This is a genomic window from Pantoea sp. 18059, assembly GCF_902706165.1.
Lineage (GTDB): Bacteria > Pseudomonadota > Gammaproteobacteria > Enterobacterales > Enterobacteriaceae > Pantoea > Pantoea agglomerans.
In genome coordinates, this window is the sequence record NZ_CACSJS010000002.1 from 115,077 (window position 1) to 131,408 (window position 16,332).

Annotated in this window: 13 protein-coding genes; all 13 read right to left on the bottom strand. The window is 56.7% G+C overall.

Annotated elements, in window-relative coordinates:
- Positions 1–269: 269 nt before the first annotated feature.
- The 13 genes from lpxC to GVJ63_RS07435 all read right to left on the bottom strand — a co-directional run bounded on the left by lpxC (position 270) and on the right by GVJ63_RS07435 (position 16,327).
- On the bottom strand, positions 270–1,187 hold the full coding sequence (gene lpxC / locus GVJ63_RS07375; RefSeq protein ID WP_010253894.1) for a UDP-3-O-acyl-N-acetylglucosamine deacetylase: 918 nt from the start codon (positions 1,185–1,187) through the stop codon (positions 270–272).
- A gap of 101 nt (positions 1,188–1,288) precedes the next feature.
- A complete protein-coding gene (gene ftsZ / locus GVJ63_RS07380; protein ID WP_010253892.1) occupies positions 1,289–2,443 on the bottom strand; it encodes a cell division protein FtsZ in 1,155 nt (384 codons plus the stop codon).
- Between the two features lie 71 nt (positions 2,444–2,514).
- A complete protein-coding gene (gene ftsA, locus GVJ63_RS07385; protein ID WP_010253890.1) occupies positions 2,515–3,771 on the bottom strand; it encodes a cell division protein FtsA in 1,257 nt (418 codons plus the stop codon).
- Entirely contained in the window at positions 3,768–4,607 is an 840-nt protein-coding gene (gene ftsQ, locus GVJ63_RS07390) for a cell division protein FtsQ (RefSeq protein ID WP_159226640.1), read from the bottom strand. Before ftsQ ends, ftsA begins: the two co-directional genes overlap by 4 nt.
- Before the next feature lies 1 nt (position 4,608).
- A complete protein-coding gene (locus GVJ63_RS07395) occupies positions 4,609–5,529 on the bottom strand; it encodes a D-alanine--D-alanine ligase (protein ID WP_061901760.1) in 921 nt (306 codons plus the stop codon).
- Complete coding sequence (gene murC / locus GVJ63_RS07400; RefSeq protein ID WP_010253883.1) at positions 5,519–6,997, bottom strand: UDP-N-acetylmuramate--L-alanine ligase; 1,479 nt, start codon at positions 6,995–6,997, stop codon at positions 5,519–5,521. Before murC ends, GVJ63_RS07395 begins: the two co-directional genes overlap by 11 nt.
- Before the next feature lie 70 nt (positions 6,998–7,067).
- On the bottom strand, positions 7,068–8,126 hold the full coding sequence (murG, locus tag GVJ63_RS07405; protein WP_010671824.1) for an undecaprenyldiphospho-muramoylpentapeptide beta-N-acetylglucosaminyltransferase: 1,059 nt from the start codon (positions 8,124–8,126) through the stop codon (positions 7,068–7,070).
- On the bottom strand, positions 8,123–9,337 hold the full coding sequence (ftsW, locus tag GVJ63_RS07410; protein WP_010253879.1) for a cell division protein FtsW: 1,215 nt from the start codon (positions 9,335–9,337) through the stop codon (positions 8,123–8,125). Before ftsW ends, murG begins: the two co-directional genes overlap by 4 nt.
- On the bottom strand, positions 9,337–10,653 hold the full coding sequence (murD, locus tag GVJ63_RS07415; RefSeq protein WP_010253876.1) for a UDP-N-acetylmuramoyl-L-alanine--D-glutamate ligase: 1,317 nt from the start codon (positions 10,651–10,653) through the stop codon (positions 9,337–9,339). The genes ftsW and murD overlap by 1 nt, the downstream gene beginning before the upstream one ends.
- A 2-nt stretch (positions 10,654–10,655) precedes the next feature.
- Positions 10,656–11,738, bottom strand: coding sequence for a phospho-N-acetylmuramoyl-pentapeptide-transferase (gene mraY, locus GVJ63_RS07420; protein WP_003854755.1), 1,083 nt, complete (start codon positions 11,736–11,738; stop codon positions 10,656–10,658).
- On the bottom strand, positions 11,732–13,090 hold the full coding sequence (gene murF, locus GVJ63_RS07425; protein ID WP_159226641.1) for a UDP-N-acetylmuramoyl-tripeptide--D-alanyl-D-alanine ligase: 1,359 nt from the start codon (positions 13,088–13,090) through the stop codon (positions 11,732–11,734). The genes mraY and murF overlap by 7 nt, the downstream gene beginning before the upstream one ends.
- Positions 13,087–14,574 carry a UDP-N-acetylmuramoyl-L-alanyl-D-glutamate--2,6-diaminopimelate ligase gene (gene murE, locus GVJ63_RS07430; protein WP_159226642.1) on the bottom strand — a complete coding sequence of 496 codons (1,488 nt, stop codon included), beginning with the start codon at positions 14,572–14,574 and terminating at the stop codon, positions 13,087–13,089. Before murE ends, murF begins: the two co-directional genes overlap by 4 nt.
- Positions 14,561–16,327 (bottom strand): peptidoglycan glycosyltransferase FtsI, encoded by a 1,767-nt coding sequence (locus tag GVJ63_RS07435; RefSeq protein ID WP_010671821.1) that lies wholly within the window; start codon positions 16,325–16,327, stop codon positions 14,561–14,563. Before GVJ63_RS07435 ends, murE begins: the two co-directional genes overlap by 14 nt.
- Positions 16,328–16,332 lie beyond the last annotated feature (5 nt).

Sequence of the window (16,332 nt, forward strand, 5' to 3'; positions counted from 1 at the left end):
CTTGTTTTCTGGTACCCGCCGCGAGCCGCAACGGATTTCGGCCTGTAAAAGCGCCACAGATAGTATCATTAATGTGGGGCATCCACACCTGGGATTAAAGTGATGGCGAGAGAAAACGCGTGTGATTGTTCAGCAAATCAGCAGAACAGACAACGCTTTGCGAGCGAGGTCGCAGTCATCAGGCGTGTGATAAGAGGCAATAAAAAACGGCTGGCGCCGCTGACCGGAGAGGGTGTCAGCATAACCAGCCGTTTCACGTTCCGGGGTAATTAAGCCAGAACCAGATTCGGTGCTTTGAATGCCAGCGGCAGTTCAGCTTCGTCTTCGAAGGTTGCCCATTCCCAGGCTTCCTGCTTAGCCAGAACCGCTTGCAGCAGCTTGTTGTTCAGCGCGTGGCCCGATTTGAACGCAGTGAATGCGCCAATGATGTTGTGACCACACATAAACAAGTCGCCAATCGCGTCCAGCATTTTGTGACGGACAAACTCGTCCTCAAAACGCAGGCCTTCTTCATTCAGTACGCGGAAATCATCCAGACCTATCGCACAATCTAAGCTACCGCCCAGGCACAGGCCTTTAGACTGCAGATATTCGATTTCACGCATAAAGCCAAATGTACGCGCCCGGCTGATTTGACGAACAAAGGCGTCAGCAGAGAAGTTCATCGCATAACGCTGTGAGCTGGAATCGATAGCCGGGTGTTTGAAGTCGATGGTGAAATCGAGCGAGAAGCCGTTAAACGGTTTGATCTCGGCCCATTTGTCACCCTCTTCCACACGCACGGTCTGCTTAACACGCACAAATTTCTTCGCGCTGTTGAGCTGCTCGATGCCCGCATCCATCAGCAGATAGATAAACGGTGCTGCGCTGCCATCCATGATCGGGATTTCTGGCGCATCGACTTCAACAATAATGTTGTCGATACCCAGACCCGCCAGGGCGGCATTGAGGTGTTCAACCGTTGAAATACGCACGCCTTCATCATTCACCAGGCAGGTACTCAGCATGGTGTCGCGCACGTATTTTGCATCAGCCGGAAAATCTACCGGTGGATTCAAGTCGGTGCGACGATAGATGACCCCGGTATTAGCCGACGCAGGGCGTAATGTCAGGGTGACTTTTTTGCCGGTATGTAAACCGACACCAGTCGCCTGAACAATACGTTTTAATGTCCTTTGTTTGATCATCGTATTATCTCGCAATATCACCTGTCCGACCGCCAGTATACTTTACCAGCGGACAGAGACTTTAGCACAAAGAGCGGAGAATCCCAATTATAGGGTTAATCCTAATCGGCCTGCTTACGTAAAAAGGCCGGAATATCAAGATAATCGGGCTCTTTGTTCGACTGCGCAGCCTGGTCGTTAACGACTTTGGCAGCAGGTTTCTGCTCCTGCGGCAGCGGTGACATACCGTGCTGCTGATAGCGATGATCCATCACTGGCTGACTGGCTGGCTTGTTGGTTACCAGGGTGATTTCAGGACGCTTGTCCATGCCGATACCGGTTGCCACCACGGTGACGCGCAGTTCGTCATTCATTTCCGGATCCAGTGAAGTACCGATCACGACGGTCGCGTTGTCAGAGGCGAAGGCGCGGATAGTGTTACCCACGGTCTCGAACTCATCCAGACGCAGGTCGAAGCCCGCCGTAATGTTGACCAGCACGCCACGCGCACCAGAAAGGTCGATATCTTCCAGCAGTGGGCTGGAGATCGCCATTTCAGCCGCTTCTTCCGCACGATCTTCACCGCACGCGACGCCTGAACCCATCATCGCATAGCCCATTTCGGACATGACGGTACGCACGTCAGCAAAGTCGACGTTCATCAGGCCAGGACGGGTAATCAGCTCAGCGATACCCTGAACGGCGCCTTTCAGCACGTCATTAGCTGCACCAAACGCATCCAGCAGAGAGATACCACGGCCCAGCACTTTCAGCAGCTTGTCGTTTGGAATGGTGATCAGTGAATCGACATGCTTAGAGAGTTCGGCGATCCCCTGCTCGGCAAACGCCATGCGCTTTTTGCCTTCGAAGTTGAACGGCTTGGTGACAACCGCCACCGTCAGGATACCCAGTTCCTTAGCCACTTCAGCCACGACAGGCGCTGCACCGGTACCGGTACCGCCGCCCATACCTGCTGCGATGAAGACCATGTCTGCCCCTTCCAGCGCAGAACGCAGTGCTTCGCGATCTTCTTCTGCAGAGTTACGGCCCACTTCCGGGTTCGCACCCGCACCCAGACCTTTGGTAATGTTATTACCGATCTGAATGGTCTGGCCGACAGCTGTTTTACGCAGCGCTTGCGCGTCGGTATTCACAGCAAAGAATTCCACACCTTCGATACGCTCGCGTACCATGTGCTCTACGGCGTTACCGCCGCCGCCACCGACGCCGATGACTTTAATCACCGCGTCGTTGGTTAATTCCATAGGTTCAAACATGATTTCTCTCCGTTATGTGCCTGTCGCCTGGAGATCACTAAAGAAAACAGCATGATCCCCTTTCACAAAAATTAAAACTCTTTTTTTAACCAACTGTTAATACGCTTGAACCAGTTACCTACTGAGACCCGTTTTTCGGTCTCTGCATCACCGTTCATGTGCGACTCTTTGCCGTAATGCAACAGTCCCACGGCAGTGGAGTAGTACGATTCCTGCGCATAGTCAGTCAGGCCGGTAATATTCAGCGGCTGTCCGATACGCACCTGCGTATGGAATACGCGTTGCGCACAGGCCGCCAGTCCTTCGATTTGCGCTGCACCACCGGTCAGGACAATGCCTGCGGCTAAGTGATGCTTCACGCCCTGCTGACGCAGTTGTTCCTGTAACTGCAGAATCTCGTCATTGACCAGATTCAAAAGTTCGGTGTAACGCGGCTCAATCACTTCAGCCAGCGTCTGACGTTGCAGGCTACGTGGTGGACGTCCGCCCACACTCGGCACCTCAACGTTCTCATCTTTGCCGACAATCGAGCCCAGCGCGCAACCATGGCGCACTTTGATCGCCTCAGCATCCGTTGGTGGTGTGCCAAACGCATAGGCGATGTCGCTGGTAACGACGTTGCCTGCATACGGAATAACCTTAGTGTGCCGTAAAGCGCCGCCGGTATATACGGCTATGTCCATTGTACCGCCACCAATATCGACAACACACACGCCCAGCTCACGTTCGTCTTCAGTCAGAACGGCAAAACTGGAGGCGAGACCGGCAAAAATCAGCTGATCCACTTTCAGCCCGCAACGTTCAACGGCTTTAACGATGTTCTTCGCCATGTCGTTGTGGCAGGTGATCAGATGCACTTTCGCCTGCATACGCACGCCAGAAAGCCCGACCGGATTTTTAATCCCTTCCTGATAGTCAATGGCGTACTCCTGAGGAATGACGTGCAGGATGCGATGCTCGTCACGTACTCTCACCGATTTGGCGGTATGTACGACGTTCTCTACATCATCCTGAGTCACTTCCTCTTCGGAAATCGGAACCATCCCGATTTCGTTCTGACAACTAATATGTTTGCCCGATAAAGCAAGGTAGACGGAGGAGATCTGGCAATCTGCCATCAGCTCAGCCTGATCGATGGCGCGCTGAACGCATTTCACCACCGACTCAAGGTCGTTTACGCCACCTTTATCCATACCGCGGGAAGGGCAACTGCCCACCCCAATAATGTTGACCATACCATCGGGCAGAACTTCCCCAACCAGGGCGGCAACCTTCGCAGTGCCGATTTCGAGTCCAACTACCAGTTTTCTGTCCGTTGCCTTGATCATTGTTGTTTAGCCTGTGCCTGGTTCTGTTGCTGATTACTGTCCTGTGGCTCCATCACGATCGGTGTCCAGCCAACAGAAGCGCCAGAGTCGTATCGTAAATCCACGTAGCTGATACGTTTGCTCTCGTTCTGACCTTGCTGTTGCAGCACCGGGTAGAGCTCAATAAAGCGATTCAGTCGTTTCATGGTGTCGCTGCGGCCCAGTTCGATACGAACATCGTCGCTGGTGACCAGCTGCCATGAACGCCGCGCCGTCATCGACGCCACCTTCAGAGTAAACTTCCGGGCTTTCAGCACATCATCCATGCTGTGATAGCCCGCCAGGACCTCTTTCTCACTCCCTTCCGGCCCGTACAACATCGGCATTGTCTCTTTGCCGACATGACTGGCGGGTACGCTGAAGGAGACACCCTCAGCATCCACCATGTGCAAATCGTTCCAGCGCGCCACCGGTGTGTACTCCACAAGGTGGATCTTCAGTTCGTCCGGCCACTGCTTACGTACGCTGACCTGCTTAATCCAGGGCAGCCGCTCAATCTGCTGCTGCAGGATGTCCACATCCTGAGACATAAACGTACCAGACGGACCCAGCGACAAAATCGCCTGACGAATATCATCGTGTGTGGTGTAGTGCGTCTGTCCTGTCACCACCAGTTTTGACAATGGCAGCCGGGACGCATCGTTCATCCACTTCAGTACCACCAGCCCGCCAGCAACCATAATCCCGATGACGATCAGCAGAAAAATAATGCCGAACAGTCGGGCACCGTTACTGCGCCCGGTGCGAATACGCTCCTGCGGTTCACGGTTTCGAACTCTCATCGCCGCCTGTGACATATCAGTCGGCCAGCTCCAGAATATGGGCAACCAGCTGCGGGAAGCTCATGCCCGCCTGTTTCGCTGCCATTGGCACCAGACTGTGGCTGGTCATGCCCGGTGAGGTATTGGCTTCCAGTAACTGAAAGCGCCCTTCCCCGTCGGTCATTACATCAACCCGTCCCCAGCCGCGACATCCCAGCGCACGCCAGGCCGCCAGTACCAGCTGCTGTAATTCCGCTTCACGTTCAGCGCTTATATCGGCCGGACAGACGTACTGAGTATCGTCAGAAATGTATTTAGCTTCATAGTCATAGAACTCGCTGGCGCTCTTTATTTCAATCGAGGGCAGAATACGATCGCCCACAATCGCGACGGTGTACTCCGCGCCGCTGAGAAACGCTTCGACCAGCACGTCATTGTCGTGCTTAAACGCCATGTCCAGAGCCGCCGGCAGCGCGCTCAGATCGTTAACCCGACTGATGCCCACGCTGGAGCCTTCACAGGCTGGCTTCACAAATAGTGGCAGGCCAAGTGCCGCAATTGCCGCGTTGTTTTCTGCGTCCAGACCGGCATCAAACTGCTGACGCGTCAGCCAGACAAACTTTCCTGACGGTAAACCACGTCCCTGCCACAGCAGCTTGGTGCGCAGCTTATCCATGGTCACGGCCGATGCCATCACGCCGCTGCCGGTGTACGGCAGTTGCAGGAACTCCAGCACCGCCTGCAGCGTGCCATCTTCTCCGCCCCGGCCATGCAGCGCGATAAAGGCTTTGGTAAAGCCCTGCTTTTTCAGCGTCAGCACAGAGACATCACGGGTATCGATGCCATGCGCATCAATGCCCATTTCCCGTAATCCGGCGAGGACGGCCTGACCTGAGTTCAGCGAAACCTCGCGCTCTGCCGAGGTGCCACCCATTAATACTGCAACTTTATCCGCCATGACGATCCTCCGCTTTGCGTTCCGGCTGGAGCTTAGTGTCAGCCAGCTTGCGGGCAACCTTGCCGACGTTACCGGCTCCCTGCACCAGAATCAGGTCATTGCCTGACAGCAGCGGTGCCAGCATCTCTGGCAGCGCGTCATGTTCCGGCACCAGAATCGGATCCACCTTGCCGCGATTACGAATCGCACGGCACAGCGACCGGCTGTCAGCACCCGGAATGGCAGTTTCACCGGCAGAGTAAACATCCAGCATCAGCAACACATCCACATGCGACAGTACGTTGGCGAAATCATCAAACAGATCGCGGGTTCGGCTGTAACGGTGCGGCTGAAACACCATCACCAGTTTTTTATCCGGCCAGCCTGCGCGCGCGGCTTTAATTGTCGCGTCCACTTCGGTGGGATGATGACCGTAATCATCAACCAGCATCGCGGTGCCCGGCTGTCCGTTGACCGGCTCTGTCGGGAATTCACCCAGCAGATCAAAGCGACGGCCCGTGCCCTGGAAACTCTCCAGCGCAGCCAGGATAGCATTGTCTTCAATGCCCTCTTCACTGGCGACGGCGACGGCGGCTGCCGCATTCAGGGCGTTGTGGCGACCCGGCGCGTTCAGCGTAATCTGCAGCGGTGCTTTATCCTGACGGATCAAGGTGAAATGCCCCTGCGCGCCACTCTGTTCATAATTTTCAATGCGCAGGTCAGCATCATCACTGAAACCGTACGTGGTGATATGGCGTCCCACGCGTGGGATCAGGTCACGAATAACCGCATCATCCACACACATCACCGCACGACCGTAAAACGGCAGGTTGTGCAGGAAGTTAATAAACGTCTGCTTCAGGTTCTCAAAATCGCCCTGATAAGTGTCCATATGATCAGCTTCGATGTTGGTCACAATCGCCACCATCGGCTGCAGATGCAGGAACGACGCATCACTCTCATCCGCTTCAGCAATCAGATACCGGCTGTGACCCAGACGGGCATGGGTGCCTGCTGCTTTGACCAGTCCACCGTTAACAAAAGTCGGATCGAGACCCGCTTCCGCATAAATACTCGACACCATCGCCGTGGTGGTCGTTTTGCCATGGGTACCCGCAACGGCGATGCCGTGACGAAAACGCATCAGCTCAGCCAGCATCTCCGCACGACGGATCACCGGGATACGCTGTTCACGTGCCGCCACCAGTTCGGGGTTATCCTGCGAAACGGCGCTGGAAACCACCACGACGCTGGCATCGGTCACGTTTTCGGGGCGATGGTTAAAATAAATGGTGGCACCCAGCGCAATCAGGTTCTGCGTCACCGGGTTAGGGGCCAGATCTGAACCGCTGATATGGTAGCCTTCATTTGCTAACACTTCGGCAATACCGCCCATGCCAGCACCGCCGATGCCGACAAAGTGGATGTGCCGGACGCGACGCATCTCGGGCACGATAGAACGCAGTTTTGCCAATTGTTGTGTATTCATCGCTCTCAGTTACCTGCTATTTCAGTTTGTACCCAGTCCGGGTACAGGTCAGACACGCTGACCGGAATGATTACTTTGCGGCGCGAGCCACTTCCTGAGCGACCCGTTCAGTCGCATCGGGGATCGCCACCTGACGGGCCTGCTCAGCCATCGTCAGCAGTGTTGCGCGATCCCAGTGGCGTAGCTGATCCGCTACAGCCTCCGCAGTAAATTGCGGCTGCTCAAAAATTCTGGCGGCGCCCGCTTTCTCCAGCGGCAGCGCGTTCCAGTACTGCTGGCGATCTTTGTGCTGAAATGGCACGAAAATCGCTGGTAAACCCGCGGCAGCGACTTCGCTCACGGTTAACGCGCCGGAGCGGCACACCACCACATCAGCCCAGGCGTAGGCGGCAGCCATGTCATCAATAAACTCGGTCACCTTGTGCTGCGTCTGCCCGACCTGCTGATAAGCTTTCTCTGTTTCGGGCAACGACCCTTTACCGGTCTGATGCCACAGGGTGATCTCATCACCCACCAGCGCGGCAACCTGCGGCAGCGTCTGGTTCAGTATCCGCGCACCCTGACTGCCACCGATCACCAGCACCCGTATCGGGCCATGACGATTCGCGAGACGTTGCGCGGGTAAAGGCAGTGCCAGTACATCAGTGCGAACCGGATTTCCCACCACATCGGCGGCGGGAAACGCGCCCGGAAACGCCTGCAATACTTTCTTAGCGATTTTCGCCAGCCATTTATTGGTCAGCCCGGCAATACCGTTCTGCTCATGCAGCACCACCGGAATACCGCAACTCCAGGCCGCTAAGCCGCCAGGACCGGAAACGTAGCCACCCATGCCCAGCACCACATCCGGCTGCCAGGCCTTCATGATGCGACGGGCCTGACGCCATGCATTAAAGATGCGCAGCGGTGCCAGCAGCAACGCCTTCATGCCTTTACCACGTAATCCGCTGATGCGGATGAAGTCGATGTCGATGCCGTGCTTTGGCACCAGATCGGCTTCCATACGGTCGGCAGTGCCTAACCAGCGGACCTGCCAGCCCTGTTCCATCAGATGATGGGCGACAGCCAGACCGGGAAAGACATGTCCGCCGGTTCCGCCTGCCATCACCATCAATCGCTTACCGCTCATCGACCACCTCGGGTAAACGCCTGCGCTTTCGCAAGGCGCGTTTCATAATCTATGCGTAATAAAAAGACGATGGCAGTCGACATAATGATCAGACTTGACCCACCGTAACTGATCAGCGGTAAGGTCAGACCTTTGGTCGGTAACATACCGGCTGCTGCACCGACGTTAACCAGCGCCTGGAAGCTAAACCAGACTCCGATTGAACAGGCTAAAAAGCCGGAAAAACGCTGATCCAGTTCCAGAGCACGACGGCCAATCGACATCGCACGAAAAGCGACGAAGAATACCATTAAAAGTGCCATTACCACACCGACGTAGCCGAGTTCTTCCCCGATGATGGCGAAAATAAAGTCGGTATGCGCTTCGGGCAGATATTCCAGCTTTTGCACGGAGTTACCGAGCCCCTGGCCCCAGAATTCCCCGCGACCAAATGCCATCAGTGACTGGGTCAGCTGGTAGCCGCTACCAAAGGGATCTTCCCACGGGTTCCAGAACGAGGTCACACGGCGCATACGGTAGGGTTCTGCAATGATCAGCAGGATCACCGCAAAGATGCCGGAACCGATGATTGCCAGGAACTGCCACAGTTTGGCCCCCGCCAGGAACAGCATCGCCAGGGTCGTCACAAACAGCACAACCACCGTACCGAGATCCGGCTGCGCCAGCAGTAACACGGCCAGCACCACCATCACGCCCATCGGCTTACAGAAGCCCCAGAAGTTGTTACGCACCTCTTCCACTTTGCGCACCAGATAACTGGCGAGATAGCAGAACAGAGAGAGCTTCGACAGCTCTGCAGGCTGAATACGCAGCGGACCCAGCGCGATCCAGCGCGATGCACCGTTAACCGAGCTACCGACTACCAGAACAATCAGCAGCATCGCGACCGTGACCATCAGCATCACGTTGCTGTAGCGCTGCCAGAAATCCATCGGCACCCGCAGCGTGACCAGCGCCATACATACAGCCAGCACGATGTAGAAGGCATCGCGCTTGGCAAAATAAAAGAGATCGTCATTCAGACGCTGACCCACCGGCATTGAAGCCGACGTCACCATCACGAAACCAATCACCGCCAGGCCCAGCGTCAGCCATAGCAGTGTGCGGTCATAGAGCACCAGCGAAGAGTCATCACTTTCGCGTGCGCCCATGACCCAGTCTTTCAGGCGTCCTGAGAAATATCCCGCCAGTCCGGCGCCAGGAATACGCATCAGCTCAGCTCCTTCGCCAGTTGCGCGAACTGCTCACCGCGCTGCTCAAAGTTACGGAACTGGTCAAGGCTGGCGCAGGCTGGCGACAGCAGAACCATATCGCCTGCTTTAACCTGCGGCGCAATCTGCTCCATCGCCTGGCGCATGGTCTCAGTGCGCACGGCGATCTCCGGACGCAGCGCTGCCAGCGCATCGCCATCGCGACCAAAGCAGTAAAGGCGCACATTGTCGCCCTGCAGCCAGGGGATCAGCGGCGTAAAATCGGCCGACTTGCCATCACCGCCCATCAGCAGCCACAGCGTTCCCTTCACCTGCAGGCCATTCAGCGCTGCTTCGGTGCTGCCGACGTTGGTGGCTTTGGAGTCATTGATCCAGCGCACGCCCTGATGCTCATGAACCAGCTGGAAGCGATGCGCCAGACCGTTAAAGTGCGTTAAGGCGGCCAGACTGGAGGCGCGTGGCAGACCCACCGCATCGGCCAGCGCCAGCGCAGCCAGCGCATTGGTGTAGTTGTGCTGTCCCACCATCTTCATTTCGGCCGTGTTCAGGACCTTCTCGCCTTTCACCCGCAACCAGATACTGCCCTGCTGCTTGTTAAGGTGGTAGTCCCCGAAATCGACACCAAAGCTGACGCAGCGGGTGTCCGCGCCGCGTACCGGCATCGTCAGGGCATCATCGGCATTAACGATGCAGACCTGTGCATTTTCATAGACCCGCAGCTTAGCGGCGCGATACTGCTGCATACCCAGCGGATAGCGATCCATATGATCTTCGCTGACGTTAAGTATGGTTGCCGCCGCGGCTTTCAGACTGTGCGTGGTCTCCAGCTGAAAACTGGAGAGTTCCAGTACATAGAGTTGCGCCGGTGACTGCAGCAGACTCAGCGCGGGCAGACCAATATTGCCGCCGACGCCCACCTGCCAGCCTGCGGCTTTCGCCATTTCACCCACCAGCGTAGTCACCGTGCTTTTACCGTTGGAGCCGGTGATCGCCACGATCGGCGCCTGCGCCTCGCGGCAAAAGAGCTCAATGTCACCGACAATTTCAATGCCGGCTTCGACGGCTTCGCTGAGAATCGGATGCGCCAGCGCGACACCAGGGCTGGCAACAATCAGATCGGCCGCCAGCAGCCAGTCGCCGTTGATGCCGCCCAGATGGCGTTCAACCTGCCCGGGCAATTTATCCAGCCCCGGCGGCGAGACACGGGTGTCCATCACGCGAGGCGTTACGCCCTGCGCTAAAAAGAAATCAACACAGGAGAGCCCGGTGAGGCCCAGCCCGATGATGACGACTTTTCTACCCCGATAGTCAGCCATGATTAACGCACCTTCAGCGTGGCCAGGCCAATCAGCACCAGCATTAGCGAAATAATCCAGAAGCGCACAATGACGCGCGGTTCCGGCCAGCCCTTAAGTTCATAGTGGTGATGGATCGGCGCCATGCGGAAAATACGCTGGCCGCGCAACTTAAACGATCCCACCTGCAGGATCACCGACAGCGTTTCAACCACAAACACGCCACCCATGATCACCAGTAAAAATTCCTGACGCAGCAACACCGCAATGGTGCCCAGCGCGCCGCCCAGTGCCAGCGAACCCACGTCGCCCATAAAGACCTGAGCCGGATAGGTGTTGAACCACAGGAAGCCCAGCCCTGCCCCGACAATGGCGGTACAGACAATCACCAGCTCACCGGCGTGACGCAGATAGGGAATGTGCAGATATTCAGCAAACTTCACGTTACCGGTGGCCCAGGCAACCAGCGCAAAGCCCGCGGCGACAAAGACGGTTGGCATAATCGCCAGCCCATCCAGGCCATCGGTCAGATTGACCGCATTACCCGTTCCGACAATCACAAAGTAAGCCAGCAGCACATAAAACAGACCTAGCTGCGGCATGATGTCTTTGAAAAAGGGCACGACCAGTTGGGTCGCGGGGGTATCTTTACCCGCCGCATAGAGCCCGAACGCGACGCCCAGCGAAATCACCGACATCCAGAAATATTTCCAGCGGGCGATCAGGCCTTTGGTGTCTTTGCGTACCACTTTGCGGTAGTCATCGACAAAGCCGATGATGCCAAAGCCGATTAACACGAACAGCACGCACCAGACATAGGGATTCGACGGATATGCCCACATCAGCACCGAAATGGTGATGGAGGTCAGAATCATGATGCCGCCCATGGTCGGCGTGCCGCGCTTACTGAAATGCGATTCCGGGCCATCGTTACGGACGACCTGGCCAATCTGTAATTTCTGCAGCCAGGCGATCAGGCGCGGCCCCATCCAGAGAGAGATGAATAACGCGGTCAGCAGGCTGACAATGGCGCGAAACGTCAGATAGGAAAAGACGTTAAATCCCGAATAAAAAGCGACCAGATGCTCGGCCAGCCAAACTAACATGTTCCTTTCTCCTTTAAGCTCTGTACTACCTGCTCCATGGCGGCACTACGTGAACCTTTTATCAGGACGGTAATTTCTGAGTGTTCGGACAACAATTGACGCAAACGTTCAGTCAGCGCAGTCTTATCGCTGAAATGTTCGCCAACTTCACTGCTTTCACTGATGAAATGGCTGAATTTTCCGGTGCTCAGCACGCGATCAATGCCTGCATCACGTGCCGCTTGCCCCACTTCGCGATGACAACTTTCGGTCTCTTCACCCAGTTCCGCCATATCACCTGTGACCAGCACCCGGTAACCCGGCATCTCTGACAGGACCTGAACAGCTGCTGTCATCGAACCGACGTTAGCGTTGTAGCTGTCATCCAGCAGCAGCTGATGCGCAGAGAGGCGAACCGGGAACAAGCGACCTGGCACCGACTGCAGGTTTTTCAGCCCCTGCTGAACGGCGCTAAGCGGTGCATCCACTGACAGAGCCAGTGCCGCCGCCGCCAGGGCGTTGGCGATGTTATGCCGACCCGGCAATGGCAGCACGATCTCAGCTTCGCCACGCGGCGTTATCATCACAAAATGAGTACCATCCTGAGCAATGCGGATATCACGGGCGGAGAATTCACACTCTGCCGTCTGCGGTGAGAAACGCCACACGGTTTTATCCTGCAGCGTGCTCTGCCAGTTGGGCCAGTCATTGCTCTCTGCGTTCAGAATCGCAATGCCGTGAGCCGGTAAGCCCTGGAAGATCTCGCCCTTGGCTTTAGCGACACCGGCCAGCGAACCAAAACCTTCCAGATGCGCCGCGGCCAGGTTATTCACCAGCGCGCTTTCCGGTTGAACCAAATCGGTGGTGTAAGCGATTTCGCCCTGATGATTCGCACCGAGTTCGATGACCGCATACTGATGTTCTGTGGTCAGTCGCAACAGCGTCATCGGTACGCCATAATCGTTGTTAAGATTGCCTGCGGTGTAGAGCGTTTCGCCACACTCACGCAGAATCGCCGCCGTCATTTCTTTAACCGAGGTTTTGCCGGAGGAGCCGGTCAGCGCCACTACACGGGCGTTCGACTGCTGACAAACCCATGCGCCCAGCCTGCCAAAGGCGAGACGGGTATCTTCAACCACCACCTGTGGCACAGCGACAGGTAAATGCTTACTTACCAGCAGCGCCTGTGCGCCATTCGCAATGGCATCGCCGGCGAAGTCGTGCGCATCAAAGCGTTCGCCCACCAGCGCAACAAACAGGCTGCCCGCCGTGACTTTGCGGGTATCGGTGGTCACGTCACTCAGCGTTAAATCGCTGCCATGCAGCGTGCCGCCGGTGATCTCCGCCAGGGTTTTTAATGAAACCGGAATCATGCAACGCCTCCCAGCAGTGCCGCAACGGTGGCACGATCGGAGTAGTCGAGACGGCGATTGCCGATGATCTGATAATCTTCATGGCCTTTGCCAGCCACCAGCACGATATCGTCGGGCTGCGCCTGCATAATAGTGTTAGTGACCGCCTGCGCACGACCAGAGACCACGCGGGCGCGGCCTGGGTCCAGCAAACCGGTCAGAATATCTTTTACAATCGCCTGCGGCTCTTCGCTGCGCGGATTGTCATCCGTAATCACCACCACATCCGCATATTGCTCAGCAATCGCGCCCATTAGCGGGCGTTTGCCTTTGTCACGGTCGCCGCCGCAGCCAAACAGGCACCAGAGTTTTCCTTTGCAGTGCAGGCGTGCCGCTTCCAGCGCTTTTTCCAGCGCATCCGGGGTGTGGGCATAATCCACGACAACCGTCGGTTTTCCTGCGGCGCTGAACACTTCCATACGCCCGTTGACCGGCTGCAACTGCGGTGCAACGCTGATTAGCGTCGCCAGCGGATAATCCAGTGACAGCAGCGTCGCCAGCGCCAGCATCAGATTGCTGACGTTGAAGGCACCCATCAGCGGACTGTCGATTTCGCCGTTGCCCCAGCTGGAGCTGAAACGAATATGTGCACCGTTATCGTGGTAATCCACCGCATCGGCTTTAAGCCAGCGCCCGTGGCAGCCCGGCTGGAGGTTATCCTCCATGGTGACCGCAACGGCATCAGGTAAGCGCGCCAGCCAGCGACGACCGACTTCGTCATCCGCGTTAAGGATCGCCTGCCCGACCTGATGCTCAGAAAAGAGCAGCCATTTAGCTGACTCATAGCTCTGCATATCACCGTGGTAATCGAGGTGATCGCGACTGAGATTGGTGAAGACCGCCGCGGCAAACGGCAGCGCAGCGACGCGATGCTGAACCAGTCCGTGTGACGAGATTTCCATTGCGGTCAGGGTCGCCCCTTTTTCAGCCAGATCGTGCAGCAGATGCTGAACATCAACCGCTGAACCCGTGGTATTTTCTGCCGCCGCTAAATGACCTACCAGCCCATTACCGACGGTGCCCATCACCGCGCTGGTCTCACCCAGTAGCGTCGCCCACTGCGCCAGCAGCTGGGTGGTGGTGGTTTTACCGTTGGTGCCGGTGACGCCAATCAGCTTCTGTTTTTCGCCCGGCTGCTGATAAAAACGGCCTGCCAGGGCCGAAAGGCGCTGATGCAACTGCGCCAGATAGATAACCGGTACGCCGTGCATTTCACGGATTTCGCCGTCGACCGCTTCACCCTCAGCCTCCGCCACCACAGCGGCAACGCCCTGCGCAATTGCCTGCGGAATGAAACGGCGTCCATCAACCTGATGGCCTGCAACAGCGACAAACAGATCGCCAGAAGCCGCAATGCGGCTATCCAGGGTCATGTCACGCAGTGGGCGCGCCGGCGCGCCTGGCACCCAGGGGCCGAGTAAATCGCGCAGGTTACGATCTGTCACTTGATTCCTCACTTCTGTTAGTCACCAGCTCATTCTTGTCATTGGTCGGTAACGCGTCCGGCTCGATGTTCATGGTACGCAGTACGCCACCCATGATGGCTCCAAATACCGGAGCGGAGACCGCACCGCCGTAATACTTGCCGGCCTGGGGATCGTTGATCACCACCACCAGCGCGAATCGGGGATGACTGGCAGGCGCGACGCCTGCGGTGTAGGCAATGTATTTATTGACGTAGCGTCCGTCCGGCCCGACCTTTTTCGCCGTACCGGTTTTTATCGCAATGCGATAACCCTTGATTGCCGCTTTGACGCCACCACCACCGGGCAGCGCCACGCTTTCCATCATGTGCATCACGGTTTTCACCAGTGACTCATCGAAAACGCGTTGTCCCGCGACGGGCGGATCCACTTTGGTGATCGACAGCGGGCGATTAATGCCATAGCTGCCAATCGTTGCGTAGACTCGCGCTAACTGTAACGGCGTTACCATTAGCCCGTAGCCGAAAGAGAAGGTGGCCCTCTCTATGTCAGACCACCGTTGTTTTTTAGGGTATAAGCCACTGCTTTCCCCGACCAGCCCCAAATTGGTCGGTTTGCCCAGTCCAAAGCGCGCGTAAGTTTCTACCAGCGCTGAGGAAGGCATCGCTAACGCCAGACGTGAAACACCGACGTTACTCGACTTCTGTAAAACCCCTGTCAGGGTCAATTCGTTGTAGCGCGCCACATCTTTGATCTCATGACCATTGACGCGGTACGGCACGGTATTCAGGACACTGTTCTCTCTCACCACACCACGCTGCAGCGCCGTCATCACCACCATCGGCTTCACGGTAGAGCCGGGTTCGAAAATGTCGGTGATGGCGCGGTTACGCATCAGATCTTTTGGCGTGTTGCCGAGATTGTTCGGGTTGTAAGCCGGGCTGTTGGCCATCGCCAGCACTTCACCGGTATTGACATCCACCAGCACCGCCGTACCCGATTCCGCTTTGTTAAAGGCAACGGCGTTATTCAGTTCACGGTAAACCAGCGCCTGTAATCGCTCATCGATGCTCAGCGTCAGGTTATGAGCGGCCCGGCTGTCCACCGAAGAGATATCCTCGATGACCCGACCGTACCGATCTTTGCGCACCGTCCGCTCGCCGGGTGCACCGGTCAGCCACTTATCAAAGCTCTTCTCGATGCCTTCAATGCCCTGCCCGTCGATGTTGGTAAAGCCAATGAGATGGGAGGTGACCTGCCCGGCAGGATAGTAACGGCGCGACTCTTCGCGCAGATGAATACCGGGAAGTTTGAGTTTTTTAACGTAGTCGCCGATAGCCGGATTGACCTGGCGCGCCAGATAGACAAAGCGGCCTTTGGGATTGGCATTCACGCGGGCGGCCAGCTGATCAAGGGGAATAGAGAGCGCATCGGAAAGCGCCTTCCAGCGGCTGTCCAGCGTCACGCCGCCACCGGCGTGCAGCTCTTTGGGATCGGCCCAGATAGCGTTGACCGGCACGCTGACTGCCAGCGGGCGTCCGGCGCGATCGCTGATCATGCCGCGTGAGGTGGGCACCGCCTGAACACGCAGCGAGCGCAGATCGCCCTCTTTTACCAGCTTGCCAGGATTGATCACCTGCAGCCAGGCCACACGTGACAGCAATCCACCCAGCGCCAGTAAAATACAGCCGCACAGCAACGCAAAACGCCAGCTTACAAAGCTGGCTTTATCTTCCGGTTTCTTCAATTTCAGCGTTCTGCCTGTGCCGCTCATTCGCT

What these genes read in the sequence shown, in the direction of transcription:
- lpxC (WP_010253894.1), bottom strand. Translation starts at nt 1,187, where the DNA reads ATGATCAAACAAAGGACATTAAAACGTATTGTTCAGGCGACTGGTGTC.
- ftsZ (WP_010253892.1), bottom strand. Translation starts at nt 2,443, where the DNA reads ATGTTTGAACCTATGGAATTAACCAACGACGCGGTGATTAAAGTCATC.
- ftsA (WP_010253890.1), bottom strand. Translation starts at nt 3,771, where the DNA reads ATGATCAAGGCAACGGACAGAAAACTGGTAGTTGGACTCGAAATCGGC.
- ftsQ (WP_159226640.1), bottom strand. Translation starts at nt 4,607, where the DNA reads ATGTCACAGGCGGCGATGAGAGTTCGAAACCGTGAACCGCAGGAGCGT.
- GVJ63_RS07395 (WP_061901760.1), bottom strand. Translation starts at nt 5,529, where the DNA reads ATGGCGGATAAAGTTGCAGTATTAATGGGTGGCACCTCGGCAGAGCGC.
- murC (WP_010253883.1), bottom strand. Translation starts at nt 6,997, where the DNA reads ATGAATACACAACAATTGGCAAAACTGCGTTCTATCGTGCCCGAGATG.
- murG (WP_010671824.1), bottom strand. Translation starts at nt 8,126, where the DNA reads ATGAGCGGTAAGCGATTGATGGTGATGGCAGGCGGAACCGGCGGACAT.
- ftsW (WP_010253879.1), bottom strand. Translation starts at nt 9,337, where the DNA reads ATGCGTATTCCTGGCGCCGGACTGGCGGGATATTTCTCAGGACGCCTG.
- murD (WP_010253876.1), bottom strand. Translation starts at nt 10,653, where the DNA reads ATGGCTGACTATCGGGGTAGAAAAGTCGTCATCATCGGGCTGGGCCTC.
- mraY (WP_003854755.1), bottom strand. Translation starts at nt 11,738, where the DNA reads ATGTTAGTTTGGCTGGCCGAGCATCTGGTCGCTTTTTATTCGGGATTT.
- murF (WP_159226641.1), bottom strand. Translation starts at nt 13,090, where the DNA reads ATGATTCCGGTTTCATTAAAAACCCTGGCGGAGATCACCGGCGGCACG.
- GVJ63_RS07435 (WP_010671821.1), bottom strand. Translation starts at nt 16,327, where the DNA reads ATGAGCGGCACAGGCAGAACGCTGAAATTGAAGAAACCGGAAGATAAA.